The organism is Mesorhizobium sp. M2A.F.Ca.ET.043.05.1.1, assembly GCF_003952445.1.
Lineage (GTDB): Bacteria > Pseudomonadota > Alphaproteobacteria > Rhizobiales > Rhizobiaceae > Mesorhizobium.
In genome coordinates this window covers 2,014,342-2,040,545 of sequence record NZ_CP034446.1, presented here as the reverse complement: position 1 = coordinate 2,040,545, position 26,204 = coordinate 2,014,342, and the positions used below count along the sequence as shown (strand labels likewise).

The window sequence follows — 26,204 nt, the reverse complement described above, 5'->3', positions numbered from 1 at the left end:
GACTCTGACCAGGCCTAGCTGTCGTCCTCGGCTGCGGCAGGTGCTGCCTGTCCGGCAGCCTTGCGGCGCAGCATCTTGGTCAGCCTCCAGATCGTCGGATTGTTCTTGATGAAGGCCTTCACCCGCGCGCCTTGCCGCAGTCCCGTCGCCAGCGCGCGGCCCTTCAGCGTCAGCGGCGCGAGCACCTCGAAATGCTGAACCTCGATATCGCACCAGAGCCGCTTGTAAGGCTCGTCGCCGACGGAGAAGTCGTAGACATCGAAACCCTGCTCGCAGGCTTCCTGGATGTTGTCGAAGAACAGGAAGTCGCCGGGGCTGGTGAAGGCGAGATCATCCTCGGCGATGGCGCCGAACTCGCAGATCAGCCGCTTGCCGGACCGGCTGGAGCCGGTCACCGCGCGCAGCTTTCCCGCCACCTCCAGGCCGTGCAGCAGGAAGGACGGCTTTTCCTCAGCCAGCGCATCGGTAAACAGCGCCCGGAAGAAGTCGCGCACTTGCCTGTCGCCGAAGACATTGGCGATGCCCATCTTGGCGAAACGCGCTTCCTTCATCTCGATGAAGGCGTCGAGCAGCCTGTCGACCTCCTCGCGGCTGCCGGCCTCGATGCGGCGGAAGGTTCCGACTGCCTCGAACTTGCGCGTCTGCGAGCGGTGCTTCTTGCGCTTGCGCTTGCCGCTCGCGCGCGACAGCAACGCGTCGAACCCGCCGTCGAGATCGATGGCGAGCGCGATGTTCGGACTCGCGAAATTGGGCAGCGCTGCGAACGGGTTGGCGACGCCATCGAGGTTGGGCAGCAGCCTTTCCAGCGAGATCAGGTCGATGTCCGGGCGCACCCTGGCGATCGCCTTGAACATTGAGCGGATCGCCGAAGCGTCGATGGCGGGCAGAAAGCGCGGATCGGCCGCCGCGAAATTGCCGTTGGCGTGACGCCCGCCGGCGAAACGGGCAAGCTTGAACGGGCCGAGCCGCACGACTTCCAGCGCCAGCGATAGCGCCGGGCGGGCATCACAAGTCAGCTTGGCGACAACCATGTCGGCGCCTGTCGCGGCTGCCCAGTTGTTCACCCAGGATGCGCTTTGCGCCGGCGCAAACAGCGCCGAGGCGCAGAATTGGATGTAATCGGCAAGGCCGGCACCGTCGCTTGCGGCAACGGTCCATCGACCCTGATCGGCTCGCATGGAGCGCGCGGAAATCTCGTTGGCCGCGACCCGGTTGCCGTCAAATGACGCGGCGGCGTCAACCATCCCTCAATCCTTAAGACGTATTGGTTCCGACTTGGGGGTTCGCATAGGCGAATGTCGTGCTTGGATGAGCCTAGGCGCAAAAGGTGAAGGAATGATCGACGGGGGCGAGGCAATCCGGAAACTGGCGTTGAACCTTGCCCGCTACTCCGGTCTGGCGCCCTTGGCGCGGCCGTTTGTCGGCGGCATCGGCGCCATCCTGATGCTGCACCGCGTCACAGCGGCGCCGGAGAAGCCGAACAGCGTCAACCGCCATCTCAATATCGCTCCCGCTTTCCTCGACAGGCTAGTCGCGGACATGAAGGGGCGAGGTTATGCCTTTGTTTCCCTTGATGAAGCGATCGAACGCATCAAGACGGGCGGCAAAGGCGGCCAGTTCGCCACCATCACCGCCGACGACGCCTATCGCGACAACATGACCGAGGCGCTTCCGGTGCTGGAAAAGCACGGCGCGCCAATCACCATCTACGTCGCCCCCGGCCTGATCGACGGCGCCGTCGATCTCTGGTGGGACGTCATCGAGGATATCGTCGACACCAGCTCGCGCCTGACCCTGACAATGGCGGGCAAGCCGAGGGTGTTCGATTGCTCGACACGGGCAGGAAGATCCAGGCCGTCGCGCGGCTGAACGCTTGGCTGACCGTGGAAGTGCCCGAGGAGGAGCAGGGTGCGGCATTGCGCGAGCTTGCCCGATCGAACGGCTATGAATTCGGCACAGGCCGCCCATGCACCTTGATGAATTGGGATGAGCTCCGTGCCGTGGCCGCACACCCGCTGGTGACCATCGGCGCGCACACGGTCAATCATCGAAACTTGAAGCGGCTGTCCGAAACCGATGCGCGCCATGAGATCGGCGACGTCCGCCGCATCCTAGCGGAAAGGCTCGGCGAGGAGCCGCGTCATTTCGCTTACCCTTACGGCTATGCCAGCGCTGTCGGCTGCCGCGAAGTGGGCTTCGCCCGCGACGCGGGCTATGTCTCGGCGGTGACCACGCGGCATGGCGTATTAAGGGCCGAGCATGCCGGCTTCCTGCACGCGCTGCCGCGCATCTCCGTCAACGGCCGCTACCAGAGCGTTGCGCATATCCAAACGATGCTGTCAGGCATCACCACGCCGCTCGCCAATGCCGGCAAGATGGTGGTGACCATCTAGACCAGCCGGCGCCGCTGGCGTCAGCGAGGATCAGCCCTTCGGACGCGGCTCGATGATCAGCCATTTGATAATGGCCATGGCCGGCAGAACCCAGAGAAAGCCGCTGAGCAGGAAGAACAGGAGATGCGCCGTAGGCCCGTATTCGGCGAGCCTTGTGACCGCGACCGCGGAGGCGATCAGCGCATAAATGATGACCAGCGCCACAAGCAGGATGGTTCCGATCAGCTTTTTCAGGCGAATGGGCATGTCGCGGTCTCGTTGACCCGTCTCGCTTAAGCTGAATGGCGTGCGTGTGCAACCACCGCGGCCCGGCGCGACGGCGTGCCGCGCTGTCCAGCCTTGCCACGGCGCGAGCCTTGGTCCACCACTCCAGCGTTTCAATTGCCGGAAAACGTCCATGGCTGCCATCACCGCCACGGCCCACTATGCCGCACGCGACCGAGACCTCCGTAACCGCGCTTTGGTGCGCGGCTGGCTCTACGTCGTAGTGCTCGTGCTGTTCGCGCTGGTGCTGGTTGGCGGCTCCACCCGTCTCACCGGCTCGGGGCTGTCGATCACCGAGTGGCAGCCGATCCATGGCGTCATCCCGCCGCTCAACGACGGCGAATGGCAAGAAGAGTTCCAGCGCTACCAGCAGATCCCGCAATATACCGAGATCAACAAGGGCATGAGCCTCGAGGATTTCAAGTCGATCTTCTGGTGGGAGTGGGCGCACCGCATCCTGGCGCGCAGCGTCGGCGTGGTCTTTGCCTTGCCGCTGCTGTTCTTCTGGGCAACGCGCCGCATCGAGCGCGGCCTTGGGTTGAAGCTCATCGGTATCCTGGCGCTCGGCGGGCTGCAAGGCGCCATCGGCTGGTGGATGGTGGCTTCCGGCCTTGTCGACCGCGTTTCGGTCAGCCAGTACCGGCTGGCGACGCATCTGACGCTTGCCGCGCTGATCTTCACCGCCACCATGGCGGTCGCGCGAGGTCTCGCGCCGCATTCCGAGCCCGCAGCCGATCGCTCGACGCAGCGGCTCGCCGGCTTCATCGTGTTCCTGACGCTGATCCAGATCTATCTCGGCGGATTGGTCGCCGGCCTTCATGCCGGTCTTTCCTACAACACATGGCCGCTGATGGACGGAAAGGTGATCCCATCCGATCTGCTTCTCCTGAAGCCCGTCTGGCTGAACTTCTTTGAAAATCCGAAGACGGTGCAGTTCGTCCACCGGCTGGGCGCCTACACGGTCTTTGTCGTGGCGCTCTGGCATATGATCGCCACGTGGCGGCGTCTGCCCGGCACCACCCATGCCCGTCGCGCCACGCTTCTCTTCGCGCTTGTGGTCGTCCAGGCCTCGATCGGCATCGGCACGCTGCTGATGCAGGTGCCGCTGCACATGGCTCTGACACATCAGGCGATCGCGCTGGTCCTGCTCGGCTTCGCCACCGCGCATTGGCGCGGCACCAAGGGCGCCTATCCGCTACCGACCGAGATAAACGTCAGAAGCTGACGGCCGGCAATGAGCTCAGGAGCGCCGACCTTCCAGCGCTCGGGAAACGCCTGCATTGCCGCTCAGTGCTTGATGCCGAGCATCAGGTCGAGATTCTGCACCGCGGCGCCCGACGCGCCCTTGCCGAGATTGTCGTAGACGGCCATCAGCAATGCCTGCGCCCGCTCGTCATTGGCGAACACATAGACCTTCATCCGGTTGGTGCCGTTATAGATCTCGGGATCGATCTCCGGGATCCGCTCCATATGAGTGTAGGGCGCGACCTCGACCACGCCGCCGTCGATCGACGCATAATGGTCGGCGATCGCCGCGTGGAGTTCGGCGCCGGTCGGCACGCGGTCGAGACCGCCGAGCTGCAGCGGCACCACCGTGATCATGCCCTGCGCGAAATTACCCACCGCCGGCTGCATGATCGGGTCGTGCGACAGCTTCGCATAGGCGCGGAGCTCCGGCACATGCTTGTGCTGCAGCGTCAGCCCGTAGGGCAGGAACTCGGGCGCGTCCTCACCCTTGCCGACATAGTCCTCGATCATCGGCCGCCCGCCGCCGGAATAGCCGGAAATGCCGTTGACGGTGACCGGAAAATCGGCCGGCAACAGGCCAGCGGAGACCAGCGGCCGCAGCGTCGCGATCGGCCCTTGCGGCCAGCAGCCCGGATTGGCGATGCGCTTCGCACTGACGATCTTCTTCGCCTGGTCCTTGTCCATTTCGGCAAAGCCGTATTCCCAGCCCTCGGCGACGCGATGCGCGGTCGAGGCGTCGATCACCTTGGTCGTGTCGTTCGTGATCAGCGACACGCTTTCCTTCGCCGCCGCATCCGGCAGACAAAGGATCGCGACATCAGCCGCGTTGAGGAATTCGGCGCGGGCTGTGGTCTCCTTGCGGCGCTCCGTCGGGATGGAGATGATCTCCAGGTCGCCGCGGTCGGCAAGCAGCGCCCTGATTTGCAGGCCCGTCGTGCCATGTTCGCCGTCAATGAAGATTTTCGGTTTCATCGCCTGTCAAATTCCCTGCGATTCCAATGTCATATGCCGAGAGCATGATTTATCGCGGCATGATTGCCGTTGTTCAACTCTTCCGCCCGTGCCTTTCGTTCCGCCAACAGGCCGAGATAGTGCATGGCGATGATCGATCCGGCGATCGCCGTTATATCGGCATGATCATAGGCAGGCGCAACCTCGACGATGTCGGCGCCGACGACATCGACCTGGCCGAGTTGACGCAGCGTCGACAGCATCTTGGCCGAGGACGGGCCACCTGCCACCGGCGTGCCGGTGCCTGGCGCGAAGGCCGGATCGAGGCAGTCGATGTCGAATGTGAGGTAGGTCTTCTTGCCGCCGGTGCGGTCGACGATCGCATAGGCGATATCAGAGGCGCGCATTTCCTCGACCTCATGGCCGTAGAGGATTTTTATGCCGAACGTATTCGGCGCATGGGTGCGGATGCCGATCTGGATCGAGCGATCGGGGTCGATGATTCCTTCATTCACCGCGCGGGCGACGAAGGAACCGTGGTCGATGCGCTTGCCGTCATCCGGCCAGGTGTCCTGATGCGCGTCGAACTGCACCATTGCCAGCGGCCCGTGGATCGCGGCATGCGCCTTGAGCAGCGGCCAGGTGACGAAATGGTCGCCACCGAGGGTCAAAAGGAACGCGCCTGATTTCAGGATCTTGGCCGCCTCGCGCTCGATCGTGCCGGGCGTCTTCTGATGATTGCCGCTGTCCAGCAGGCAATCGCCGTAGTCGACCACCGAAAGATGCTCGAACAGATCGCGCGAGAACGGGTATTGCGGATCGTTGTCGAGGATCGCCGAGGCGCGGCGGATCGCCTGGGGCCCGAAGCGGGCGCCCGGCCGGTTGGTGACGGCGGCGTCGAAAGGAATGCCCCATACCACGGCGTCCGCGCCCTTCACGTCCTTCGTGTATTTGCGCCGCATGAACGACAGCGCGCCGGCATAGGTCGGCTCGAACGACGCGCCCGTCTTGGAGCGGGCGGTGAAGGCGTGGTCGATCTCTTGGTTCGCCATTACGGGTCCTCGGTTTGCATCGGGGCAGCCACAACTACAGAACCGGCACGCAACATGCCAGTCACAGCTTGCGGAAACGGCGCGGCGCTCGGCGAGTGCCACGGCAACACAGGATCTGTATCATTATGGCTGAGACGGCTCTGCTCAATCTTGCGCCCGCACCAGCGGCGACCCGTGCCGGCACGGCGGCCGCCGAGCGCTTTCTGGTGCTGGATTCCTGGCGCGGCATCTGTGCGCTGCTGGTGGCGCTGTTCCACTTCCCGACGACCTCGATGATTTCGCAAAGCGCCTTTGTCGGCGGCTCCTATCTGTTCGTCGATTTCTTCTTCGTGCTCTCCGGCTTCGTCATCGCCAGCGCCTATGGCAGCCGGCTTAACGAGCCGGACGATCTTGCCCGTTTCGCGCTCGTGCGCTTCGGCCGCATCTATCCGCTTCATGTCCTGATGCTTGCCGCTTTCGCCGGCTTCGAGGCGCTGCGGCTCGTCCTGCCGGCGCTGCACGGAACGGGTCCCGCGCCCTTCACCGCCGGTTTCGACCTGAAAAGCCTCCTCGCCAACCTCTTCCTCCTGCAGGGCATGGGCGTCGAGGATCATCTGAGCTGGAACGCGCCGAGCTGGAGTATTTCGGCCGAGTTCTTCACCTATTTGCTGTTTGCCGCCGTCGTCTTCACCGCTGGACAGCGCGCCTGGATATGGTTGGTCGCCGCCGCGGTGACGGCGCCGCTTTTCCTGGTGGCGGTCTCGACGCGTCATATGGACGTATCCTTCGACTTCGGCTTTATCCGTTGCCTTTACGGCTTCTCGCTCGGCGCGCTGCTCGCCTGGTTTCAGCATGATTCCATTGCAGAGGCGCGACAGGCGCTTAGCGGCGGGGCAGGGCGCATCGCCTGGACGATTGCAGAGCTTGTGATGATCGCGGGGATCGCGCTGTTCGTCTCCATCGCCAGCACCAATGACATCGGCATCGCGGCGCCCGTCGTCTTCGCGCTGGCGCTTTACCTGTTTGCACATGAGGGCGGTTTGGTCAGCGCCATGCTGCGCAGCCGGCCGATGCTGCTGCTCGGTTCGCTCTCCTATTCGATCTACATGGTCCACATCTTCGTCCAGGCGCGCCTGATCAATGCCGGCGGCCTGATCGAACGCAAGCTTGGGCTTGGCATCGTTGGCGACCTGATGCTGCGGGGTGAGCATGCGACCGGTTTCGGCGCCGGCTCGCCCTTGATCGGTTTTGCGGCTTTGATCTCGATGTTGATCGCCGTCGTCGTCGCGTCGTGGTTCACCTGGCGCTTCGTCGAAATGCCGGCGCTCGCCTGGTTCCGGCGCCTTTCCAAGCGGATTTGACGGACTTCGAAACGAAACAGCTAGCCGGCTTCGTTCACCGCCCTGTCATGGGCATCGCCTAACCGGGTCGCGACCGGAACGGAGCGATTCCCCGATGCGAACACTCTGGCTGAGCCTTTTTCTGTCCGCCGCGCTTGGTGCAATTCCTAACCAAAGTCTAGCCGGCGAGACGCGCGCCGCCCAAATCCTCGATCGCTTCGAGCACGCCAACCAATGGCGCGATCATGTGATGATCGCCGCGCACCGCGCTGGCAGCATGCAGGCCGGCAAGACGCTTTACGCCGAGAACTCGTTGGCTGCGGTCGAAGGGTCGATCGCGATCGGCGCCGAGATCGTCGAGGTCGATGTCCGGCGCGCGAAGGACGGCGAGTTCGTCATCATGCATGACAGCTGGCTCAACCGCACCACCACCTGCAAGGGGGAGGTCGTGAACTACACGCTGGCCGAGCTGAAGAAATGCCGGCTGGTCATCGAGGGCACGGGCGCCGTCACCAACGAGACGGTGTCGACGCTGCGCGAGATGCTGCTGACGACCAGGGACAGGATCCTGATCAACCTCGACAACAAGCTGGAGGTGACCGACCTGCCGGGCATGGTCGCGGAGGCGCGCGACCTCGGCATGGCCGACCAGGTGATCGTCAAGGAGAACCTCTGGAACCGGCAGCGCATCGATGCCGCCAGTGCCGCGCTTGCCAGGGCAGGCGGCGGCTTCCAGTTCATGCCGATCCTCGCCGACGACGCCGTGCATGATGCCGCCTTCGCCGATGAGGTCGACAAGGCGTTCGCGCCGCGCGCCATCGAATTGATCAACTGGCGCAACGGCGCCGAGACGCTGACCGCCTCTGGCGGGCCGCTGTTCAGCAACCATATGCGCGCGGAAGCCGCCCGCGGCGATTGGCACCTTTGGGTCGACACCTACGCCATCGTGCACAAGCCGGGCGGCTTTCTTGCCGGCGGTCGCGGCGACGAACTCGCCGTCGCCGCGGGTCTGCCGCGCGAAGCCTGGGGTTTCTGGGTCGACCGCGGCGCGACGATCATCCAGACCGACGAGCCGAAAGCCGCGATCGAGTGGCTGGCGGCGAATGGCTATCGGGTGCCTTACACGACGGGCATCAAGCAGGCCGAGCCGGCGCATACGGCGAGTATTAATTGAGCGAGGCGCTGGAACTGCGATATCCCCCCTCGAGGGGGAGATGGCCGGCAGGCCAGAAGGGGTCGTCTCACGTAAATCGCCAGCGTGGCCCTGCGTCGCGGAAGGCGCTGGCGCTCCACGCGAAGCGACCCCCTCTGTCGCCTTCGGCGACATCTCCCCCTCAAGGGGGGAGATTAGCTAATCACGTAGCTTTCGCCACGCCATCCAGCTCGTTCAACACATCAGCCGACAGCTCCAGCTCCGCGGCTGCCAGATTCTCCCGCAGATGCGCGACCGAAGAGGTGCCCGGTATCAAAAGGATATTTGGCGAACGCTGCAGCAGCCACGCCAGCGCCACCTGCATCGGCGTCGCGCCGAGCCGGTCGGCCACGTCGGACAGCGTCGACGATTGCAACGGGCTGAACCCACCGAGCGGGAAGAACGGCACATAGGCGATGCCCTCGCGCGCCAGCTCATCGATCAGCGCGTCATCGTCGCGGTGCGCCAGATTGTACTGGTTCTGCACGCAGACGATGTCGCAGATCTTGCGGCCTTCCGCGATCTGCGCGCGGGTGACGTTGCTCAAGCCGATATGGCGCACCAGGCCTTTGCGCTGCAACTCGGCCAGCTTGGTGACCTGCGCCTCGATGGAACCCTCAGCCGGACCATGCACCCCGAACATGATGCGCAGATTGACGACGTCCATCACCTCAAGACCGAGATTGCGGAGATTGTCGTGCACGGCCTGTTCGAGCTCGTCGGCTGTGAAGGCCGGCAGCCAGGAGGCGTCTTCGCCACGGCGGGCGCCGATCTTGGTGACGATGGTGAGGTCGTCGGGGTACGGCGACAGCGCCTCGCGGATCAGCCTGTTGGTGACGTAGGGACCGTAGTAATCGCTGGTGTCGATATGGTTCACGCCTTGCGCCACCGCTTCGCGCAGCACAGCGATGGCCGCGTCATGATCTTTCGGCGGACCGAACACGCCTTTGCCTGCTAGCTGCATGGCGCCGTAGCCGAGGCGGCGGACCGGACGGTCGCCGAGTTTATAGGTGCCGGATTTGTCTACGCTGGACATCTTGGTCTCCTTCGCTGTCGACGACGGAGATAGAGCATGGCCGCTGTCCCGATAACCGGATATAACCGAAACAACTTGTACGGATTGCAGAACAATGGCTGATCTCAATGATCTTCAGGCGTTCATGGCCGTGGCGCGCGCCGGCGGCTTTCGCGAAGGCGCCCGCGCAACCGCGGGCAGCGCCTCTGCGCTCAGCGAAGCCATCCGCCGTCTGGAAACCCGGCTTGGCGTACGGCTCTTCAACCGCACCACACGCAGCGTCGCTTTGACCGAGGCTGGCGCCGGCCTGCTGGCGCGGCTCGGCCCCGCGCTGGGGAGGTCGAAGCCGCGCTCGATGTGGTGAACGGCTTTCGCGACCGGCCTGCCGGAACCTTGCGGCTCAACGTGCCGATAAGCGCCTCGCGGCTGGTGTTGCCAAGGATCATTCCGGGATTTCTGGCGGCCAATCCTGCCATTCGCCTGGAGGTGATCGCCGAGGAGAACTTCATCGATCTGCTGGTGGCTGGCTGCGATGCCGGCATCCGCTATGACGAGCGGTTGGAGCAGGACATGATCGCCGTGCCGATCGGACCGCGCACGCAGCGCTTCACAACCTCCGCCGCGCCGGCCTATCTTGACCGGCACGGCCGACCGCAGCACCCGCGCGACCTGCTTGGCCATGCCTGCATACGTGGCCGCTTCCCGAGCGGGGTCATGACGCCCTGGGAGTTCGAGCGGGACGGCGAGGTGGTGCGGGTCGATACCACGGGACCATTGCTCGTCAGCATCGGCGGAGGCGTCGATCTCGCCATTGACGCGGCCATCGCCGGCGTCGGCATTCTCTGGCTCTTCGAGGACTGGGTACGCCCGCATTTCGAGAGCGGCGTGCTGGAGCCCGTGCTGGAGCCGTGGTGGCAAAACTTTTCGGGGCCGTTTCTCTACTATCCCGGGCGCCGCTTGGTGCCGGCGCCGCTGCGTGCCTTCATCGACTACATCAAGATGCCGGCCGGGCACTGGCAGTAGCTGGCGCGAACGCGGCAATTATCCGTAATGAGCATGGTCCTTCTCCCATCGGTGAAGGGGGCGCACCCTGTCGGCAGTCTTCACAACTGAATAGAGTCGCGCGGTAGGTGCGATAGAGTCGATCGCGATGACCACGCATTTTTGGCCGCGGCGCGGAGAAGCCGGCTCGAGACTGAAACCCCGCCTGTCTTCAGCCGTGGGAGAATAGCGTGCACCGGCGATACGTGACGCTGGACCTGCTTCGTGGCATCGCGGCTATCGGCGTCATGCTTTTTCACAACTGCGTTGGTGTCGTTCAAAGCGGCTATTTGGCCGTCGATCTCTTCTTCGTTCTCAGCGGCTTCGTGATCGCCCTTTCCTACGAGGACAAGTTGAGAGGCGGACTGGCCCAATCGTCCTTCTTCCTTGCGCGGTTCATCCGCCTCTGGCCGATGATTGTAGTCGGCAGCGTGCTGGGACTTTTGGCCGGATTGGCCCACTATGTTGCGCATCCCGGTGATCTATGGACGTTGGGGGCTCAGTTCTCGGCTTCCCTGATTCTGTTCCCGAAATTGGCCATAGCCGAGGGAGACGAACTGTTCCCTCTCAATACGGTCTTCTGGTCGCTGTTCTTCGAGATTGTCGTCAATGTGATTTACGCCGCATGGCTATATAGCCGGCGAGCGCAGGGCTTGTTGGTTGCAGTGGTCATCGTGTCCGCAATCTGCATCTTGCTCCAACCGGAGATAAGGATGCTGATGTTGTTCACCCGCGCGCTCCTTGGCTTCTTCCTGGGCGTGCTCATGTACCGTATGTCGAACAAGCTGCAATTGACGGCGGTTCGGTTCGGCTGGCTTTTTTGCGCTGCCGCCGTTGTTCTCATTCTCGTCATGCCCACGTCGATCAGGCCGCCCGGGATGCTCGTCTTGCTGATAGACGCGGCATTCTGCGCGATCATTCTCGTGGCCGCTGCCAGCGACAAGACGATGCCTGCCATCACGGTAGGCTGGTCGCAGTGGCTCGGGGATATCTCCTATCCGCTTTATGCCATCCACCGGCCGCTGTTTTACTTCTGCTCGCTGCTTGTCGTGAGGGCCACGCATGATCTGGCCGCCTACAACCTCGCGGCTCTCGTTGCCTCCGTCGCCATCGTCGCTGCATCAAGCGTCGTGCTGCGCTCGTTCGATCAGCCAGTCCGGCGTTATCTGACAGGGCTGACCCGACCATACCTGAAAGCAAAAGGCCGCCCGGAGGCGGCCTTTCGAGAAGCTTGATCGAGTAGCGCGTAGCGCCTGGATCTTAGCCCCAAGCGCTCTTTAGCGCTTGGAGAACTGGAAGCTGCGACGGGCCTTGGCCTTGCCGTACTTCTTGCGCTCGACCACGCGGCTGTCGCGGGTCAGGAAGCCGCCCTTCTTGAGCACCGAGCGCAGGCCCGGCTCATAGTAGGTCAGCGCCTTGGAGATGCCGTGACGGACCGCACCGGCCTGGCCGGAGAGGCCGCCGCCGATGACGGTGGCGACGATGTCGTACTGGCCGGCGCGGTTGGCCGCTACGATCGGCTGGTTGAGGATCATCTGCAGCACCGGACGCGCGAAATAGGTCGCGAATTCCTTGTCGTTGACAGTGATCTTGCCGGAGCCCGGCTTCACCCAGACGCGCGCGATGGCGTTCTTGCGCTTGCCGGTGGCATAGGCGCGGCCCGACTTGTCGAGCTTCTGGACATGCACGGGCGCGGCCGGCTGCGCGGCGACGGTGCCGAGTTCTGCGAGCGAGGAAAGCTCAGCCATTACGAAGCCCTCTTGTTCTTGGAGTTCAGCTTGGCCACGTCGAGCGTGACGGGCTGCTGGGCGGTGTGCGGATGCTCGGCGCCGGCATAGACGCGAAGATTCTTCATCTGGCGGCGGCCAAGCGGGCCGCGAGGGATCATGCGCTCGACGGCCTTCTCGACGACGCGCTCGGGGAAACGGCCCTCGAGCAGCTGGCGCGCGGTGCGCTCCTTGATGCCGCCGGGATGGCCGGTGTGCCAGTAATAGACCTTGTCGGTGTATTTCTTGCCGGTGAACACCACCTTGTCGGCATTGATGACGATGACGTTGTCGCCATCATCGACATGCGGGGTGAAGGTGGGTTTGTGCTTGCCGCGCAGATGGTTGGCGATGACGGTGGCCAGACGACCGACGACGAGACCTTCGGCGTCGATCAGCACCCACTTCTTCACCACATCCGCAGGCTTCTGCGAAAAGGTAGCCATGGTTTTGCTCTCAGGTTGACCCTTCCTGCCTGGGGGCAGGAGAAGGCGTTTCTTGTTGCTTGGATTGACGGAAAGCCGAGCCAGCCGCCAATAACAAAACGGCGGCCGTTGCGGGCCGCTGCTTCGCGAGGGCTTATAGGCGAGGGGGGCATATACGTCAAGGGTCAGTTGCGGGCGATCGTTATGAAAAACCGTTTAATTTCAACGGCCAAGGGCAGAGGTATTATTTTACCCCACCCACAGGTTGCTAATCGACGATCATCTCGCTCAGCGCCGACCGCCCACAGCTGTAAGAAGAAGTCGGACGCCGATGGCGATCATTAAAGCTCCTGCCAACCTTTCTTGCCAGACAAGAAAGGAGTTTCGGCGCGCCAGCCAGCCGCCCACCGCGCCGGAGGTCAACGCGACAGCGCCGAGGATGACCAGTCCGGTTATTTTCATGGTCGCGCCGAGAATGATGAACTGCAGCGCCGGCGAACCGCTCCAGGGGTGAACAAATTGCGGCAGCACCGCCAGCATGAAAGCGAGCGTGGTCGGATTGGTGAGATTGCAGATCATGCCTTGCCGGAAGGCAGCCGGGATGCTGTTGGTGTTGGCAAAGGTAGACGCGCCGCCACCCTCGCCCAGTCGGCGCGCCAACAGGAATTTGATCCCGATGGCGATCAGATAGGTGGCGCCGATGATCTGAAGGAAGCTGTAAAGAGTTGGGGAGGATGTGACCAGCGAGGCAAGCCCCATTGCCAGCAATGGGATTTGGACGACGCCGGCCGATACGCAGCCCGCTGCGGTGGCCAAGGCATGGCGCCAGCCTTGCCCGACGCCGCGGCTGATCACCAGCATCATGTCGGGGCCGACACCGGAAAGCTGATAGGCGAGCACGGCGCCGACAAAGGCAAGGTAGGTTGTAACATCGGGCATGCCGCAGAACGAACGTATCGACTGGGAGTTCCGGCAATACGTCAGGCGGGCTTGTCGTTTATTCGCTTCCTCGGGATCGAGTAGGTCCCTGTGGCATGGGCCACAGTGTGCCCATCCGGGCCCGCCACGATGTCGATGTCGAACACCATCAGGCTCTTGCCGAGCTTCAGGATCCGGCAATGGCCGTCGATCGGACCGGCTTCGGCCTTGCGCATGAAATTGATGTCGAGGTTGACGGTCACCGAAAGCGCATCCGGTCCGGCATGGCTGAGCACGCAGACATAACCGCCAATGTCGGCCAGCGTGAACAGCGACGGACCGGACACCGTGCCGCCGGGACGCAGATGCCGTTCGTCGGCGTTGAGCCGAACCATGCAGCCGCCGGGAAACACGTCGATCGCCTCGTAGGAGGTGAAACTGTCGTTGAGCTGCGGATAGACGCTTGCCATCAGCGCATTGACTTCGGCCGCATTGAGCATTGGCTTCAGATCGCTTTGGGCGGGCATGGGCAACGTCCTATATGAGGTGACAAGCTCCGGGCGATAGGCCTGGACCAAACGGTGTGACGGAGAAAGCACGCCTCGCGGCTGTTCTTCAACCAGCAGCGTGCTAGTTCTGTTGCTCCATGCGCCGCGAGCGCTGACCCGAAAGGTTGGACATGGCTGAAGTTGTTGCCATCAAGCCCGCCGTCGCCGACGGCCCCATTCTTGTCAGCCAGGACAAGGGCATCCTGCGCCTCACGCTCGCCAGCCCGCCAGCCAATGCGCTCTCGCTGGCGACGATGGCAGCGCTGCAGGCCGAACTCGATCGCGTGAAGGCCGACAAATCCGTGCGAGTCATCATCCTGGCGGCGTCGGGAAAAGTGTTCTGCGCCGGTCATGACCTCAAGGAAATGACGGCGCACCGCGCCGAGCCGGACCGCGGCAAAGCTTTCTTCGAAAGAACCTTCGCTGCCTGCGCGAAGTTGATGCAGACCATCGTTCGCCACCCGAAACCGGTCATCGCCGAGGTCGACGGTCTCGCCACCGCCGCTGGTCTGCAACTGGTCGCGAGCTGCGACCTCGCCATCGCCTCGCATGAGGCCACCTTCTGCACGCCTGGCGTCAACATCGGCCTGTTCTGCTCGACGCCCATGGTGGCGCTGTCGCGCAATGTCTCGCGCAAGCAGGCGATGGAAATGCTGCTCACCGGCGAGACGATCGACGCTGTGACCGCCAAGGAATTCGGCCTGATCAACCGCATCGTGCCGCGCGAATATCTCAACCAGGTGGTCAACAAATACGCCCAAACCATTGCTTCCAAGTCATCTTTGGTGGTCAAGACCGGCAAGGAAGCCTTCTACGCCCAGGCCGAAATGAGGCTGGCCGACGCCTATGCCTATACCGGCCGCGTGATGGTGGAAAACATGCTGGCGCGCGACGCCGAGGAAGGCATCGGCGCCTTCATCGGCAAGCGCAAGCCGGAATGGTCCGACGAGTAGCCGGGTTGAATGGAGCCGCGCCATTCCATCGCTGAAGGTTCGACGTGGCTGCCCGCAAGCAACTGACACGGCTGAAAGCGCCTTACCTCAAGCGCATCCTGCTTGAGCCCTCGCGGGTTGCCGATTGGGACCAATATCCCTGGAACCTGCCGATTTTTCGCGACCGCGAATTCGAGTTCGAATTCGCCTCGGCCATCACCATCATCGTCGGCGAGAACGGCACCGGCAAATCGACGCTGCTGGAAGCGATCGGAGCATTGGCAGGCTATGATGAGGCGGGTGGCGGCAAGGGGTATCGTCCGGTAGATCATTCCATCGCCATCGACAAAAGCGGCGCGGCGCTTGCGGACACGCTGCGCGGCCATTGGCTGCCGAAGGTCACAGCCGGCTGGTTCTTCCGCGCTGAATCCTTCTACTCGGTCGCGCGCTATCTCGATAAGGTTGCGCTCGAAGATCCGTTCAGGCCACCGCCACCCGACTTCCTGTCCTGGTCGCATGGCGAGGGCTTCATCCGCTTCTTCGAGGAGCGCTGCCGCCGGCAAGGCATCTACATCCTCGACGAGCCCGAAAGCGCGCTGTCGCCGACGCGCCAGATCGAGCTGCTCAAATTGCTTCAACGCATGGAGCAATCCGGCACGGCGCAGGTGATCATGGCGACGCACTCGCCGCTGCTGATGGCCTGTCCGAATGCGCGGCTCTTCCGCATCAGCCGCTTCGGCCTCGACCCGATCGATTTTCAGGACACCGACCATTTTCGCATGATGCGCGACTTCTGCAGCGACCCACAGATGTTTATGGAGGAGGCGCTGCGGGATGACGACGAGTAGTGGCGAGCGCATGACTTTGGACGATCTCAACTGGCGGATGGAAGAGGCGTGCCGCTCGGCCTGGCCATCGGCGCTCGAAACCATTGCCGATGGCTGGGTGCTGCGGCGCTCCGGCGGCCGTATCCGGCGCAGCAATTCTGCCAACCCCTTGCGTGGCAAACGCGGCGCGCCGGAGCGGGTGATCGACGTTGCCGAAGCTTTCTACACCGGCCACGGTCAGGCTCCGCTGTTTCGCATACCCGATATCGCCGCGGAGCTGGAACCCGAGCTTGAGCGTCGCGGCTACAGTTGGGAAGGCGGGACCATCCATCTCCATGCCGGCATCGATGCGCTGGTGGGATGCAGCTATGACGACGTCACGGTTTCCCCGACACCCAGCGAGCGCTGGTTCGAGGCACGCTTCCGTACAGGGGGTTATGATGACGCCGAGCGCGGCATCTTTCGCTACATGACGAGCTTGATCGTGAGCGACAGGGCGTTCGTATCGTGCGAGCGCGATGGCCAAATCGCAGCCTTTGCCTTCGGCGTCATCCGCAGCGGGCTGCTCGTCGTCGAGGCGGTTGAAACCGACGCCCGATTCAGGCAGCAGGGGCTCGGTCGCAGGACGGTCGGCGGGCTGATTGATTGGGCCAGGCGGGCAGGTGCCGGGGCTGGCTGCCTGCAGGTGGTAGCCGACAACACGCCCGCACGCGCGCTTTACGCTTCGCTCGGCTTCAGCCGGGAACTCTATCGCTACCATTACCGCAGGAAGACGACCGCAGCATGAATCACGACACTTACGACAACGCCTACATCGCCGGCATTTTGAACTCGGTTAAGACGATCGCCATGATCGGCGCGTCGCCCAACGACGTGCGGCCGAGCTACTTCGTGCTGAAATATCTATTGGCCAAAGGTTTTTCGGTGTTCCCGATCAACCCCGGCCATGCCGGCAAGGAGATCCTGGGCCGCACTGTCTATGCCAGCCTAGCCGACCTGCCACAGCCGGTCGACATGATCGACATTTTTCGCGCTTCCTCGGCAGTGCCCGGCATCATCGACCAAGTGCTGAAGCTCGACCCGTTGCCCAAGGTCGTCTGGACGCAGCTTGGCGTGCGTCATGACGAGGCCGCCGCCCGCGCCGAGGCGGCCGGCATCAAGGTGGTGATGAACCGCTGCCCGAAGATCGAATACGGCAAGCTGTCAGGCGAGATCGGCTGGACCGGCGTCAACTCCGGCGTTCTGTCGTCGAAGAAACCCTTGATGCGCCAGGGGTTTCAGAGCTTCGGCGTGCGCCAGAAGTAGGCGCCCTAGCGGCGCGCGCAAAATTATTCCGGGAAGAAACGGATTTTCTCGGCCGTTCGTCGCAGATCGCGCCCGGAAAGATATTTTCTTCTTTGCATTCCAACCCGGGCTTCGCCAAGAATGCCCGGCGTTTTTTCGAAGATCAGGAGAGGAAGATTTAGATGACCCGTACGCCCGGTTTCAACACCTTGGCCGTTCATGCCGGCGCCAAGCCCGATCCGGCAACCGGCGCCAGGGCCACGCCGATCTATCAGACCACCTCCTTTGTTTTCGACGATGCCGACCATGCCGCCTCGCTGTTTGGGCTGAAGGCCTTCGGCAACATCTACACCCGCATCATGAACCCAACGCAGGCGGTGCTCGAGGAGCGCGTCGCAGCACTTGAAGGCGGCACGGCCGCACTTGCCGTCGCCTCCGGCCACGCCGCGCAGGTAATCGTCTTCCACAACCTGATGCAGCCCGGCGACAATTTCATCGCCGCCAACAAGCTCTATGGCGGTTCGATCAACCAGTTCGGCCACGCCTTCAAGAACTATGGCTGGGAAGTGCGCTGGGCCGACGTCAACGACCTCTCGACCTTCGAGAACCAGATCGACGACAGGACCAAGGCGATCTTCATCGAAAGCCTCGCCAATCCAGGCGGCATTTTCGTCGACATCGAGAAGATCGGCGACATCGCCCGCAAGCATGGCCTGCCGTTGATCGTCGACAACACGCTGGCTTCGCCCTACCTGGTGCGGCCGATCGAGCATGGCGCTGACATCGTCGTGCATTCGCTGACAAAATTCATTGGCGGTCACGGCAATTCGATCGGCGGCGTCATCGTCGACGGCGGCACGTTCGACTGGTCGAAGTCGGGCAAATACCCGATGCTGTCGGAGCCGCGGCCCGAATATGGCGGGCTCGTCCTGCACGAGACCTTCGGCAATTTCGCCTTTGCCATCGCCGCGCGCGTGCTTGGCCTGCGCGACCTCGGCCCGGCTATCTCGCCCTTCAACGCCTTCCTGATCCTGACCGGCCTGGAGACGCTGCCGCTCAGGATGCAGCGCCACTGCGACAATGCCGCAAGCGTCGCCGGCTGGCTCTCCAACCATCCCAAGGTCGCCTGGGTGAACTATCCCGGACTGCCGAGCGACAAGAACAATGCGCTGCAGAAGAAATATTCGCCGCAGGGCGCCGGCGCGGTCTTCACATTCGGCCTCAAGGGCGGTTACGAGGCCGGCGTCAAATTCGTCGAGGCGCTGGAGCTGTTCTCGCATCTCGCCAATGTCGGCGACACCAAGTCGCTGGTCATCCATCCGGCCTCGACGACGCACCGCCAGCTCTCCGACGAGCAGAAGGTCAAAGCCGGCGCGGGACCGGATACGGTACGGCTGTCGATCGGCATCGAGGACGTCAACGACATCGTCGCCGATCTCGAACAGGCGCTCGGCAAGGTCTGATATGCCGGCCTTCCTTGCGGTCAATATCGACAGCGTCGAGCCGGAGGCCGGTGCGCCGGCCCCGGACCGGGTGATCTCGGGCGATCCGAAATTCCGCACCTGGAATGTCGAGGAGCGCGACGGCGGTCTCTATGCCGGCATCTGGGAAGCGACGCCGGGCAAATGGCGCATCTCTTACGACGAATGGGAGTTCTGCCACATCCTGTCCGGCGTCTCGGTGATCGCCGAGGACGGCGGCGAGGCGCGCACCGTGCGGGCCGGCGACAGTTTCGTGCTGAGGCCGGGCTTCAAGGGCAGCTGGGAAGTGCTCGAGACGACGCGCAAGGAATATGTGATCAAGCTTTGACGATTTCGGCCGGATCACAACAGTCAGTCGACATCCTCATCGGAAAGACCATATTCGCTCATCATCTTCCGGTGCCAAGGACTGCCGAGTAGATCACTCAGGCATCGATCGATCCGCTGGCGCAGCGCGGCGTCGCTCTTGGCCAATGCAAACGCGCCGGCGGCAGGCTGCTTCTCCGATGCAGGAACGTCGACGACATCGAGCCGCGCATCGGGGCGCTGGGCAATGTAGCCGCGATGCGCCATGGCGACGCTGGCATAGGCCTGGGCCATGCCCTTCGCCACGGCCTCCGCCGCCTGAGCCTGCGTCGCGAACATCCTGATCCGATCGGGCAGGACGCCGTTCTGCAACGCGGTTTGATGCTGAACCTGGTCAGATATCACGGCAAGCACCGCTGAAGGGTGCCGGACAAGCGAGCGATAGCCCTCCAGCCCCAACGGATTGTTCTTCGCGACCATCAGCCCGTCAGGCAACGACCAGATCGGGCGCGTAAACTCAACGAGCCTTTTGCGCTCATCCGAGATGAACAGACCGGTCGTCATGTCCCATCGGTTGTCCACCAGCCCGGGAAGCAGTTCAGCGAACTCGGCTTCGACGGGAGAAAACTCGCCCAGCCCGAGCATCTGGCATATCCGCTTGGCGAGCTCCACGTCGCAGCCGACGACCAAGCCCGATGCATCGGTGAAGCAGAAGGGTGGTTCCTGCAGGTAGGCGAATTTCATGTCTAGGTTCCCGAACGACAATTCTAGCTGCTCGAGGCAGGATCGATTCGCCGATCAAAAAGTCACGGCAACCCGTTCCAGCCCGTGGAAATGATAAGTGTCGCGGAAGCGCGGCGTTTCCGCCAGGCGTAGTTCCGGCAGCCGGTCGAACAGCGTCTTCAGCGACACCTGCAGCTCAAGCCTGGCCAGCGGCGCGCCGATGCAGAAATGGATGCCGGCGCCGAAGGAGACGTTCTTCTGGTCCGCGCGGGCCGGATTGAAGGTGTCGGGTTCGGCAAAAGCCAAGGGATCGTGATTGGCCATGCCGAGCAGAAGCGCAACCATCTCGCCGGGCTTGACCACGATGCCTGGTGACACTTCGATCTCCTCATAGGCATAGCGCAGGAACATGTGCAGCGGCGCGTCGAAGCGAAGGCACTCCTCGACCGTCGCGACGTTTTTCTCCGGCATTTCAAAGAACCGGCGTGGATCGCCGCCCTGGGCCAGGATCGAGCGCACCGCATTGCCGGTCTGGTGCACCGTCGCTTCATGACCGGCGTTAAGAAGCAGGATGGCCGAGGACACCAGCTCGTCCTCCGACAGCCTCTGGCCGTTGTCCTGGGCCTCGATCAGCAGGGAAAGCAGATCATCGCCCGGCTTCTTGCGCCGCTCGGCGACGTAACCGCGCAGAAAGGCGGCAAAATCTCGTGCGGCGCGGTTGGCTGTGTCCTCGACCTCGCGTGTGCGGCCATGCATGTACATGGCCACCATCTGATGCGACCAGCCGAGCAGTTGCGTCCCCATCTCGACCGGAACGCCGAGCATCTCGGCAATGATGGTGATCGGCAGGGGCGAGGCGTAGGCCGGCAAAAGGTCGACGCCGTTTGGCTGGAAGCGGTCGACCAGCTCGTTGGCCAAGGTCTCGATGCGCGGCCTGAGCCGCTCGACCTGGCGCGAGACGAAGGCGCGGTTTACCAGCGTTCTGAGCCGCGTGTGCACCGGCGGCTCGAGTTCCAGCATGGAGTTGGCCTCGATCTTGTCGAACGCCGCGAGATGCGAGCGGTCGTCCCCCACGCCGCGGCTGTCGGGAATCCCCGCCGGGTTCTGGCGGCCGAAACGGCGGTCGCGCAGCAAGCGGTTGACGTCGTCGAAGCCGCCGAAGCACCAGAAGCCGTAGTCTTCCCAGAAGAAGGCGTTGGCAGTGCCATGAAGGAAGGCATAGGCCTCGTAAGGGCTCTGCACGAAGGCCGGTTCGTGCGGGTCCAGACGCAGGTGGCGGTTCGATGTGTCAAAGTCGAGATAGGCTGGCTTCATGGTCGATCTTTAGCGCGCCTTGTCAGCGCGATGCCAGACAATGTCTTGGCGCCCGAGGCGGAGAAGCGTTGAGCCAACCCCTCAGTGTCCCGCCTTCAGGATGCTCGCCACCTTGGCGGCAATCGCCGCGTCCAGCGCCGGCCAGTTCGCCAGCAACTCGCGCGGAAAGCGGTAGGTGAGGCTGAGATCGTCGCCGACCTGGATGTCGCGCTCGCAAGGCGCCAGCGATTCGTCCGCGCTCGGCCCGCTGAGGCAGCGGGCGACGAACGGATCCTTGCCGGGACGCTCAGCGACGGCCAGCACCTCGTTGAGATAGCCTGACTTTTCCGTGAAAGCGTAGACCGTTGTGCCGCCCGGGCCGGGCGTACCCGGCTTTTCGATCAGGGCGCTGTAGATCGGCGCGAAACGGCCGCTCATGTCGCGCGACATCATGCGCGGCTCGAACGACAGGAAGATGATCTTCCTGGTCGTGGTGTGGTTGAAGTCGTCGCGCGCGGCCGCGCTGTAGCCGTCCATCTCGGGATAACGCAGATAGAGATCGAGCCGCGAGGCGATGCCGTCGCGCCTAGCCTGATCGAAACGGATGAAGTTCGCCGGCACGCTGATCAGATTGTTGCCCATGACGACCTGGCGCACCGTCGTGTCATCCGAATAGCCCGCCATGGCGATCGACCGTCCGAGCCATTTGCCGCCGAGGCTGATCGCTACCGAAAGCAGCGCCAGCGCCGCAAAAATATAGAAGACCCGCTTCATCAGGGTCGAATCGACGACCTCGAAGTCCGGGCTCTCGGCAGCCGTTGCGTCTCTCATCGCTCTTTCCCGATCCGCCCACCTGTCCTTCGGCGGCACAGCCTGCGCGGCATGGCTCTTGCAGCGCGTTGGCACGACTGTGCGTTTTCATGGTAAACGGTTGGTAAACATGGGTGCCGTTCTGCTTGTTCTTTACGCTTTTGCGGTTGGTCTCACGGCCTGCGGGTTGTCCGGATCGGCCATGGAACTTTTGTCAGGCCGGCGCCTGGCCTTTGCCGAGCCCTATGTTTCGCCCGTCCAAATCCTGCGCTCGCTCGCGGCAACGGCCTGCGCCGGACCGTTCATGCTCACCAACGAAGCCCTGACCGCCCGCCGCGAAGGCCGCATCGGCACGATGGCGCTCTTGTCCTGCGGCTGCACGGCCATCGTCTGGGCTCTGGCGCTTGGTGTCGTGCTCATCGCCATTGCGTCCTGGGCGACCGCCAATTTAGGGTCTTTCGAATTCGCTGGTTGAGACGAATCGGAGACGAAAAATGCCGGTCTATGCGATCGATGGGAAGGCGCCCGAGTTCGAGGACGCCGATACGAACTGGATCGCGCCCGATGCCACGCTGATTGGCAATATCCGGGTCGGCCGCAATGTCGGCTTCTGGTTTGGCGTCGCCATCCGCGGCGATGGCGAGCCCATCACGATCGGCGCCGACACCAATGTGCAGGAGCACACGATCATGCACACCGATCCGGGCTTTCCACTGACCATCGGCGAAGGTTGCACGATCGGTCATAGAGCTCTGCTGCATGGCTGCACGATCGGCGACAACAGCCTGATCGGCATGGGCGCCATCGTGCTGAACGGCGCCAGGATCGGCAACAACTCGCTCGTCGGCGCCGGCGCGCTGGTGACGGAAAACAAAGTCTTTCCGGACAATTCGCTAATCGTCGGCTCACCCGCCAAGGTGATCAGGACGCTGAATGATGCGGCGATCGAGCGCCTGCGCGCCTCGGCCGCCCACTATGTGGCCAATGCCAAACGCTTCAAGGCCAGGCTGACGGTGGTATGACGACGGCCGCGCTCCGCGCGTCATCCGCGGCGGCTGTTCATCGCTTCACGCAGCAGAAAGGCGCCGGCCTCGAAGCCAGCCTCTTCCGCGCCTTCCAATGGTGTCTCATAGTCGTCGACGCGGGTTCTTAGCGATGGGTCCGCGCCCGAGAGCAACAGCAGGTGGATCGCCTCGGCGTCGCGCCGGGATACCGCATAGTGCAGGGGCGTCCAGTCGTTCACGCCGCGCATGTTCGGGTCGGCGCCATGCTCGAGCAGGATATGGATGACGTCAAGCCGGTCCGGCCGCTCCGTCGACAACGCCGCTATGATCGAAGGGAACCCGGCGGGATCGTCATAGTTCGGGTTCGAGCCGGCATCGAGCAAGGCGGTGATGAAAGCGGTCGGGCTCCAGTAGATGGCATATTCCAGCGGATGGCCAAGGCCGAGCTCGAACGGCATCCGCTCGTCGAACCAGCGCGCGAAGCCGCCGAGCGCAACGCCCAGGGCCGCGAAATCTCCGGCCTTGAACGCTTCGTCTATGGCCTTGAACAGCCGGTGGCGGGCGCCGCGATCCTCAGGGACTTCCAGCATCGCCTTCATCCGCAATGAACGGAGCTATATTGCTCCCTTCCGACTCGCTCGGAAAGGCCGGCCCGGCCTGTGGCCCTCGGCTGAACCCCGATCGTTTGCCCTCGACAGGCCCGGCCTGAAACAGCGGAGCCGGCCCCGGGGACAGGGGCCGGCTCCTAAAACCCGGTCGTTGGGGACGGGGAGGGTGGGGACTCGACCGGGCTTTCTTCCTGGGCACGCCGCCGCGTCACCGCGACGTGCCCGATCGCGTTGGCGCCTTAGCGGACGCTGGCGACCGCGTCCTCGCGGCCGTCGTTGATCGTCACCCAAACGCCGGAATTCTCAGTCGATTGGCGCTTGAGATAGGTGTAGACCGTATCGTTCCAGGCGAGCACTTTCGGCTCGAGATTGTCGAGGATGAACTCGCCGAGGCTGGTGCGCACGGTGAGCACGGCATGGCCGTCGCCATTCGGCTGGCGCACCACCGTCATCAACAGATTGCCGGCCGGGACACCTGTGGCCATCAGCTCGCGACGCTTCTCCAGCGCGTAGTCCTCGCAATCGCCAACGCCATGGTCGGGATAGGCCCAGTATTCCTCGACACCGTAGATTTCCATGTCGGTGCGCGGCTTGACGCGGGCGTTGACCGAATTGTTGATGTTGATGATCGTCGCCCACAGCTTGCGCGTCAGCTCGACCGGCGGTCCCTTCGGTGTCCGCTCGTTGCATTCGACCGGAATGCGCTGACAGAAATCATAGTGACCGACCGGCTGGGTGGTGCGGCCACCCGTATGCATGAAAATCGGTCCTGCGCTTGCCGTGCCCCAGGCGGAAAGCTGCATCGCCATTGCCAAGAGCAACAGCTTGCCCCTCGTCATTGTCATTCTTGTAGTCTCCCCGTTTGAGGAGACTGTGCCACGTTGGGATTTATTTGACGCAAAAACCCGAAGTAGACATTGAGTAAAACGCCAGTAGAATAAGCATAAAATTTGAACTACCGTGGGCCTGGATTGTTCAGATTTGTGAAGATTTGGTAGGTGCCGGGTGGCCTATTTCGGGTGAAAACCGGGCAACAAAAAACCAGCCGCCGAGGGCCGGTTCGTTTTCGCTTTGCGGTGGCTTGCGTCAGGACCGCGGCGCGTTGAATTCCTGGTCGAGCGTTTCCGGCCGCTGAATGACGGCGAATTCGATGGCTACCCCGTCCTCGAAATGGCGCACCACCTGGCCGCGCATGGTTCCAAGCATGACCTGGATGCCGATCGCCGGCTTGACGTCGATCTCGATCGCTGCGCCCGAGAGCGACAGGTCGATGATGCGGCACTGATACTGGCGCCCGTCGGTGAGCTGCAGGACGCTCATCGGATTGCGCGGCGCCACGCGCTCGTGGCGACGGTCCTCGGGCAGGTCCAGCTCATGCTTGTTGGCAAGCCAAGTGAGCTGCGCGGCAAGCTTGTCCTTCTTGCGATCGGAGGCAATGACAGTCATGGCGAAACCGTCCGGCGACGTGCGCGTCACGATGCCCTCGACGCGGCCGATATGGTCGATATAGGCGATGACCTTCTCGCCTGGCATGCCGATGCGGTCGGTGCGCAGCGCGACATTGCCCGGTGACATATCGATCACCTGGCATGGATGCTCGGTGCGGTCTTCCAGCATGAAGCGCCCGTAAATCTTGACCCGGACACGCTGAAAATTGCGCCGCTCAGCTCGTGACGGTGCAAATTCTACCGCCGCTGACCTCATGACTGCCTACACCCCATTGGCATTCCGCGCGACGATGCGTGGAATTTCGCCCGAAAAACTACAGCGAAGCAGGTTAACAAACGGGAAAAATCGGCCGCGAAAGCCCTGGCCATGAGACTCGCGCGACGTGGAAAAATTAACCGCGCGAGGGGAAAATCCCGCGCGGCCGGGCTCATTCGTGACGTCCGCCGTCGAGGACGACGAGGTGGCGGATCCGGCGCACACGGCCGAGCGCCGAAATGGTTTCCGGCGGATCGAATTCGGACGGAACGAGCGAGGGAACCTCGATCGCCGGCCGGTTCTTCAGGAACATCGGTTCCTTGTCGGGATCTATCACCCGGATCGTTTCGATGAGCGCGTCGGCGAGCGGGTCGGCGCCAAGCCAGAAGGGCTTTTCGGCGGTGCTGATGATGCCGAGGCAGCGCGGGTTCTCGTGGCCCCCGTCCAACGGCAGCGCCAGGAGCTCGAACTTGTTGGAGCGGCCGTTGCGGCTGAATCCCTCGTAAGTCATGAACAGAACCGATTTCTGGTCGAAGACGCCCTGCATCAACCGCGACACCAGCCGCTGGTCCTTCTCGCGCCACAACGAAGGGAAAGAGAAGCCCTTGAGCTCGCGTCCGTAATAGGCGCAGAGCCTCGTGCCGGCCAGCCGGAACACCGCTTCGCCGCGGGTATCGCGCTCGAGGATGAAGGTGTCGGCCAGAAGCGACTTGATGTCGGCCGGCTCCACTTCCGATCGCTTCGGGGCGAGGCGGCCATCACGCAGCTGGTTCCAATATTGGAACAGCGCGATCGATCCTTTTTCTTTCATTTCCATTCCGCTCCGCACAATCTGTCTTTTGATGTCCCATCGGCGAACAGACAGGGCGCCCTCCGATGACCTTCATGCGGTGCGGAGCAGGATGCGTGCCAGTATCGTTAACGTTTGTTCACGCCTCGGGGTCGTTAAGGTTAACGAATGGTTTACATTGCGCGCTGCCGAGGCCCGTGGCACACAAAAGTCACTCCAAAACGGTCGTTTCAGCAGCGATCGGCAGCACTTCAGTCACGAGTTTACGGGGAGCAGGGGACTCGACCGGCCGTTCAGGGGGACACCTGGA

General features: G+C 63.1%; 30 protein-coding genes and 1 pseudogene. 15 read left to right on the top strand and 16 right to left on the bottom strand.

Translation table 11 applies throughout. From position 1 onward, the window contains the following. Positions 1-14: 14 nt before the first annotated feature. Positions 15-1,244 carry a GNAT family N-acetyltransferase gene (locus EJ069_RS09830; RefSeq protein ID WP_126061105.1) on the bottom strand — a complete coding sequence of 410 codons (1,230 nt, stop codon included), beginning with the start codon at positions 1,242-1,244 and terminating at the stop codon, positions 15-17. Positions 1,245-1,335: 91 nt separating this feature from the next. On the opposite strand from EJ069_RS09830, the gene EJ069_RS33220 reads away from it, so the two are divergent. After that, complete coding sequence (locus EJ069_RS33220) at positions 1,336-1,869, top strand: polysaccharide deacetylase family protein (protein ID WP_245456488.1); 534 nt, start codon at positions 1,336-1,338, stop codon at positions 1,867-1,869. Further along, positions 1,827-2,393 (top strand): polysaccharide deacetylase family protein, encoded by a 567-nt coding sequence (locus tag EJ069_RS33215; protein ID WP_245456487.1) that lies wholly within the window; start codon positions 1,827-1,829, stop codon positions 2,391-2,393. The genes EJ069_RS33220 and EJ069_RS33215 overlap by 43 nt, the downstream gene beginning before the upstream one ends. Positions 2,394-2,423: 30 nt before the next feature. On the opposite strand, the gene EJ069_RS09820 is transcribed toward EJ069_RS33215, so the two are convergent. Further along, entirely contained in the window at positions 2,424-2,639 is a 216-nt protein-coding gene (locus tag EJ069_RS09820) for a DUF2842 domain-containing protein (RefSeq protein ID WP_042643947.1), read from the bottom strand. 151 nt (positions 2,640-2,790) lie between these two features. Here EJ069_RS09820 and EJ069_RS09815 point away from each other — a divergent pair, with 151 nt between their 5' ends. Beyond that, entirely contained in the window at positions 2,791-3,882 is a 1,092-nt protein-coding gene (locus EJ069_RS09815; protein ID WP_126061104.1) for a COX15/CtaA family protein, read from the top strand. Positions 3,883-3,944: 62 nt separating this feature from the next. On the opposite strand, the gene argC is transcribed toward EJ069_RS09815, so the two are convergent. After that, on the bottom strand, positions 3,945-4,877 hold the full coding sequence (gene argC, locus EJ069_RS09810) for an N-acetyl-gamma-glutamyl-phosphate reductase (RefSeq protein WP_126061103.1): 933 nt from the start codon (positions 4,875-4,877) through the stop codon (positions 3,945-3,947). Between the two features lie 29 nt (positions 4,878-4,906). Continuing rightward, positions 4,907-5,908 carry an agmatinase gene (gene speB / locus EJ069_RS09805; protein WP_126061102.1) on the bottom strand — a complete coding sequence of 334 codons (1,002 nt, stop codon included), beginning with the start codon at positions 5,906-5,908 and terminating at the stop codon, positions 4,907-4,909. Positions 5,909-6,033: 125 nt separating this feature from the next. On the opposite strand from speB, the gene EJ069_RS09800 reads away from it, so the two are divergent. Further along, complete coding sequence (locus tag EJ069_RS09800) at positions 6,034-7,248, top strand: acyltransferase (protein WP_126061101.1); 1,215 nt, start codon at positions 6,034-6,036, stop codon at positions 7,246-7,248. Positions 7,249-7,342: 94 nt separating this feature from the next. Then, positions 7,343-8,401, top strand: a complete 1,059-nt coding sequence (locus EJ069_RS09795; RefSeq protein WP_126061100.1) for a glycerophosphodiester phosphodiesterase family protein — start codon at positions 7,343-7,345, stop codon at positions 8,399-8,401. 181 nt (positions 8,402-8,582) lie between these two features. On the opposite strand, the gene EJ069_RS09790 is transcribed toward EJ069_RS09795, so the two are convergent. After that, positions 8,583-9,455 carry an aldo/keto reductase family oxidoreductase gene (locus EJ069_RS09790; protein WP_126061099.1) on the bottom strand — a complete coding sequence of 291 codons (873 nt, stop codon included), beginning with the start codon at positions 9,453-9,455 and terminating at the stop codon, positions 8,583-8,585. 94 nt (positions 9,456-9,549) lie between these two features. On the opposite strand from EJ069_RS09790, the pseudogene EJ069_RS09785 reads away from it, so the two are divergent. Both EJ069_RS09785 and EJ069_RS09780 read left to right on the top strand, forming a co-directional pair. Next, positions 9,550-10,457, top strand: a pseudogene (locus EJ069_RS09785) (LysR family transcriptional regulator). A 224-nt stretch (positions 10,458-10,681) separates the two neighbouring features. Then, complete coding sequence (locus EJ069_RS09780; protein WP_126061098.1) at positions 10,682-11,710, top strand: acyltransferase; 1,029 nt, start codon at positions 10,682-10,684, stop codon at positions 11,708-11,710. A 42-nt stretch (positions 11,711-11,752) separates the two neighbouring features. Here the strand turns inward: EJ069_RS09780 and rpsI are convergent, their stop codons facing one another. The 4 genes from rpsI to EJ069_RS09760 form a co-directional block, all read right to left on the bottom strand. After that, entirely contained in the window at positions 11,753-12,223 is a 471-nt protein-coding gene (gene rpsI, locus EJ069_RS09775; RefSeq protein ID WP_040999876.1) for a 30S ribosomal protein S9, read from the bottom strand. Continuing rightward, positions 12,223-12,687, bottom strand: a complete 465-nt coding sequence (rplM, locus tag EJ069_RS09770) for a 50S ribosomal protein L13 (RefSeq protein ID WP_040983169.1) — start codon at positions 12,685-12,687, stop codon at positions 12,223-12,225. Before rplM ends, rpsI begins: the two co-directional genes overlap by 1 nt. Before the next feature lie 267 nt (positions 12,688-12,954). After that, on the bottom strand, positions 12,955-13,566 hold the full coding sequence (locus EJ069_RS09765; RefSeq protein ID WP_245456486.1) for a LysE family translocator: 612 nt from the start codon (positions 13,564-13,566) through the stop codon (positions 12,955-12,957). 80 nt (positions 13,567-13,646) lie between these two features. Next, entirely contained in the window at positions 13,647-14,111 is a 465-nt protein-coding gene (locus EJ069_RS09760; protein WP_126061096.1) for a PaaI family thioesterase, read from the bottom strand. A gap of 152 nt (positions 14,112-14,263) precedes the next feature. On the opposite strand from EJ069_RS09760, the gene EJ069_RS09755 reads away from it, so the two are divergent. The 6 genes from EJ069_RS09755 (at position 14,264) to EJ069_RS09730 (ending at position 18,984) form a co-directional block, all read left to right on the top strand. After that, positions 14,264-15,085 (top strand): enoyl-CoA hydratase, encoded by an 822-nt coding sequence (locus EJ069_RS09755; RefSeq protein ID WP_126061095.1) that lies wholly within the window; start codon positions 14,264-14,266, stop codon positions 15,083-15,085. Between the two features lie 44 nt (positions 15,086-15,129). Continuing rightward, the gene (locus EJ069_RS09750) at positions 15,130-15,912 is read left to right on the top strand and encodes an AAA family ATPase (protein WP_126061094.1); all 783 of its coding nucleotides are present in this window, start codon (positions 15,130-15,132) and stop codon (positions 15,910-15,912) included. Positions 15,913-15,922: 10 nt separating this feature from the next. After that, positions 15,923-16,678, top strand: coding sequence for a GNAT family N-acetyltransferase (locus EJ069_RS09745; RefSeq protein WP_126061093.1), 756 nt, complete (start codon positions 15,923-15,925; stop codon positions 16,676-16,678). Then, a complete protein-coding gene (locus EJ069_RS09740; protein WP_126061092.1) occupies positions 16,675-17,196 on the top strand; it encodes a CoA-binding protein in 522 nt (173 codons plus the stop codon). The genes EJ069_RS09745 and EJ069_RS09740 overlap by 4 nt, the downstream gene beginning before the upstream one ends. Before the next feature lie 161 nt (positions 17,197-17,357). After that, positions 17,358-18,638, top strand: coding sequence for an O-acetylhomoserine aminocarboxypropyltransferase (locus EJ069_RS09735; protein WP_126061091.1), 1,281 nt, complete (start codon positions 17,358-17,360; stop codon positions 18,636-18,638). A gap of 1 nt (position 18,639) precedes the next feature. After that, on the top strand, positions 18,640-18,984 hold the full coding sequence (locus tag EJ069_RS09730) for a cupin domain-containing protein (RefSeq protein ID WP_126061090.1): 345 nt from the start codon (positions 18,640-18,642) through the stop codon (positions 18,982-18,984). A 23-nt stretch (positions 18,985-19,007) separates the two neighbouring features. Here EJ069_RS09730 and EJ069_RS09725 read toward each other — a convergent pair whose 3' ends face one another. From EJ069_RS09725 to EJ069_RS09715, 3 genes are all read right to left on the bottom strand, one after another. Then, complete coding sequence (locus tag EJ069_RS09725; RefSeq protein WP_126061089.1) at positions 19,008-19,706, bottom strand: transporter substrate-binding domain-containing protein; 699 nt, start codon at positions 19,704-19,706, stop codon at positions 19,008-19,010. Between the two features lie 54 nt (positions 19,707-19,760). After that, entirely contained in the window at positions 19,761-20,999 is a 1,239-nt protein-coding gene (locus EJ069_RS09720) for a cytochrome P450 (protein ID WP_126061088.1), read from the bottom strand. A gap of 81 nt (positions 21,000-21,080) precedes the next feature. After that, the gene (locus EJ069_RS09715) at positions 21,081-21,809 is read right to left on the bottom strand and encodes a hypothetical protein (RefSeq protein WP_126061087.1); all 729 of its coding nucleotides are present in this window, start codon (positions 21,807-21,809) and stop codon (positions 21,081-21,083) included. A 109-nt stretch (positions 21,810-21,918) separates the two neighbouring features. On the opposite strand from EJ069_RS09715, the gene EJ069_RS09710 reads away from it, so the two are divergent. Together EJ069_RS09710 and EJ069_RS09705 are read left to right on the top strand one after the other, a co-directional pair. Next, positions 21,919-22,263: a hypothetical protein gene (locus tag EJ069_RS09710; RefSeq protein ID WP_126064674.1), complete on the top strand. Its 345-nt coding sequence runs from the start codon at positions 21,919-21,921 to the stop codon at positions 22,261-22,263. A 19-nt stretch (positions 22,264-22,282) separates the two neighbouring features. Then, positions 22,283-22,810, top strand: coding sequence for a gamma carbonic anhydrase family protein (locus tag EJ069_RS09705; RefSeq protein WP_126061086.1), 528 nt, complete (start codon positions 22,283-22,285; stop codon positions 22,808-22,810). A 20-nt stretch (positions 22,811-22,830) separates the two neighbouring features. Here EJ069_RS09705 and EJ069_RS09700 read toward each other — a convergent pair whose 3' ends face one another. The 4 genes from EJ069_RS09700 to EJ069_RS09685 all read right to left on the bottom strand — a co-directional run bounded on the left by EJ069_RS09700 (position 22,831) and on the right by EJ069_RS09685 (position 25,915). After that, a complete protein-coding gene (locus EJ069_RS09700; protein WP_126061085.1) occupies positions 22,831-23,382 on the bottom strand; it encodes an ankyrin repeat domain-containing protein in 552 nt (183 codons plus the stop codon). Positions 23,383-23,639: 257 nt separating this feature from the next. Further along, on the bottom strand, positions 23,640-24,245 hold the full coding sequence (locus tag EJ069_RS09695) for a transglutaminase-like cysteine peptidase (RefSeq protein WP_126061084.1): 606 nt from the start codon (positions 24,243-24,245) through the stop codon (positions 23,640-23,642). Positions 24,246-24,486: 241 nt separating this feature from the next. Beyond that, complete coding sequence (locus EJ069_RS09690; protein WP_126061083.1) at positions 24,487-25,104, bottom strand: PilZ domain-containing protein; 618 nt, start codon at positions 25,102-25,104, stop codon at positions 24,487-24,489. 172 nt (positions 25,105-25,276) lie between these two features. After that, positions 25,277-25,915 carry a PAS domain-containing protein gene (locus tag EJ069_RS09685; RefSeq protein WP_126061082.1) on the bottom strand — a complete coding sequence of 213 codons (639 nt, stop codon included), beginning with the start codon at positions 25,913-25,915 and terminating at the stop codon, positions 25,277-25,279. Between the last annotated feature and the right edge of the window lie 289 nt (positions 25,916-26,204).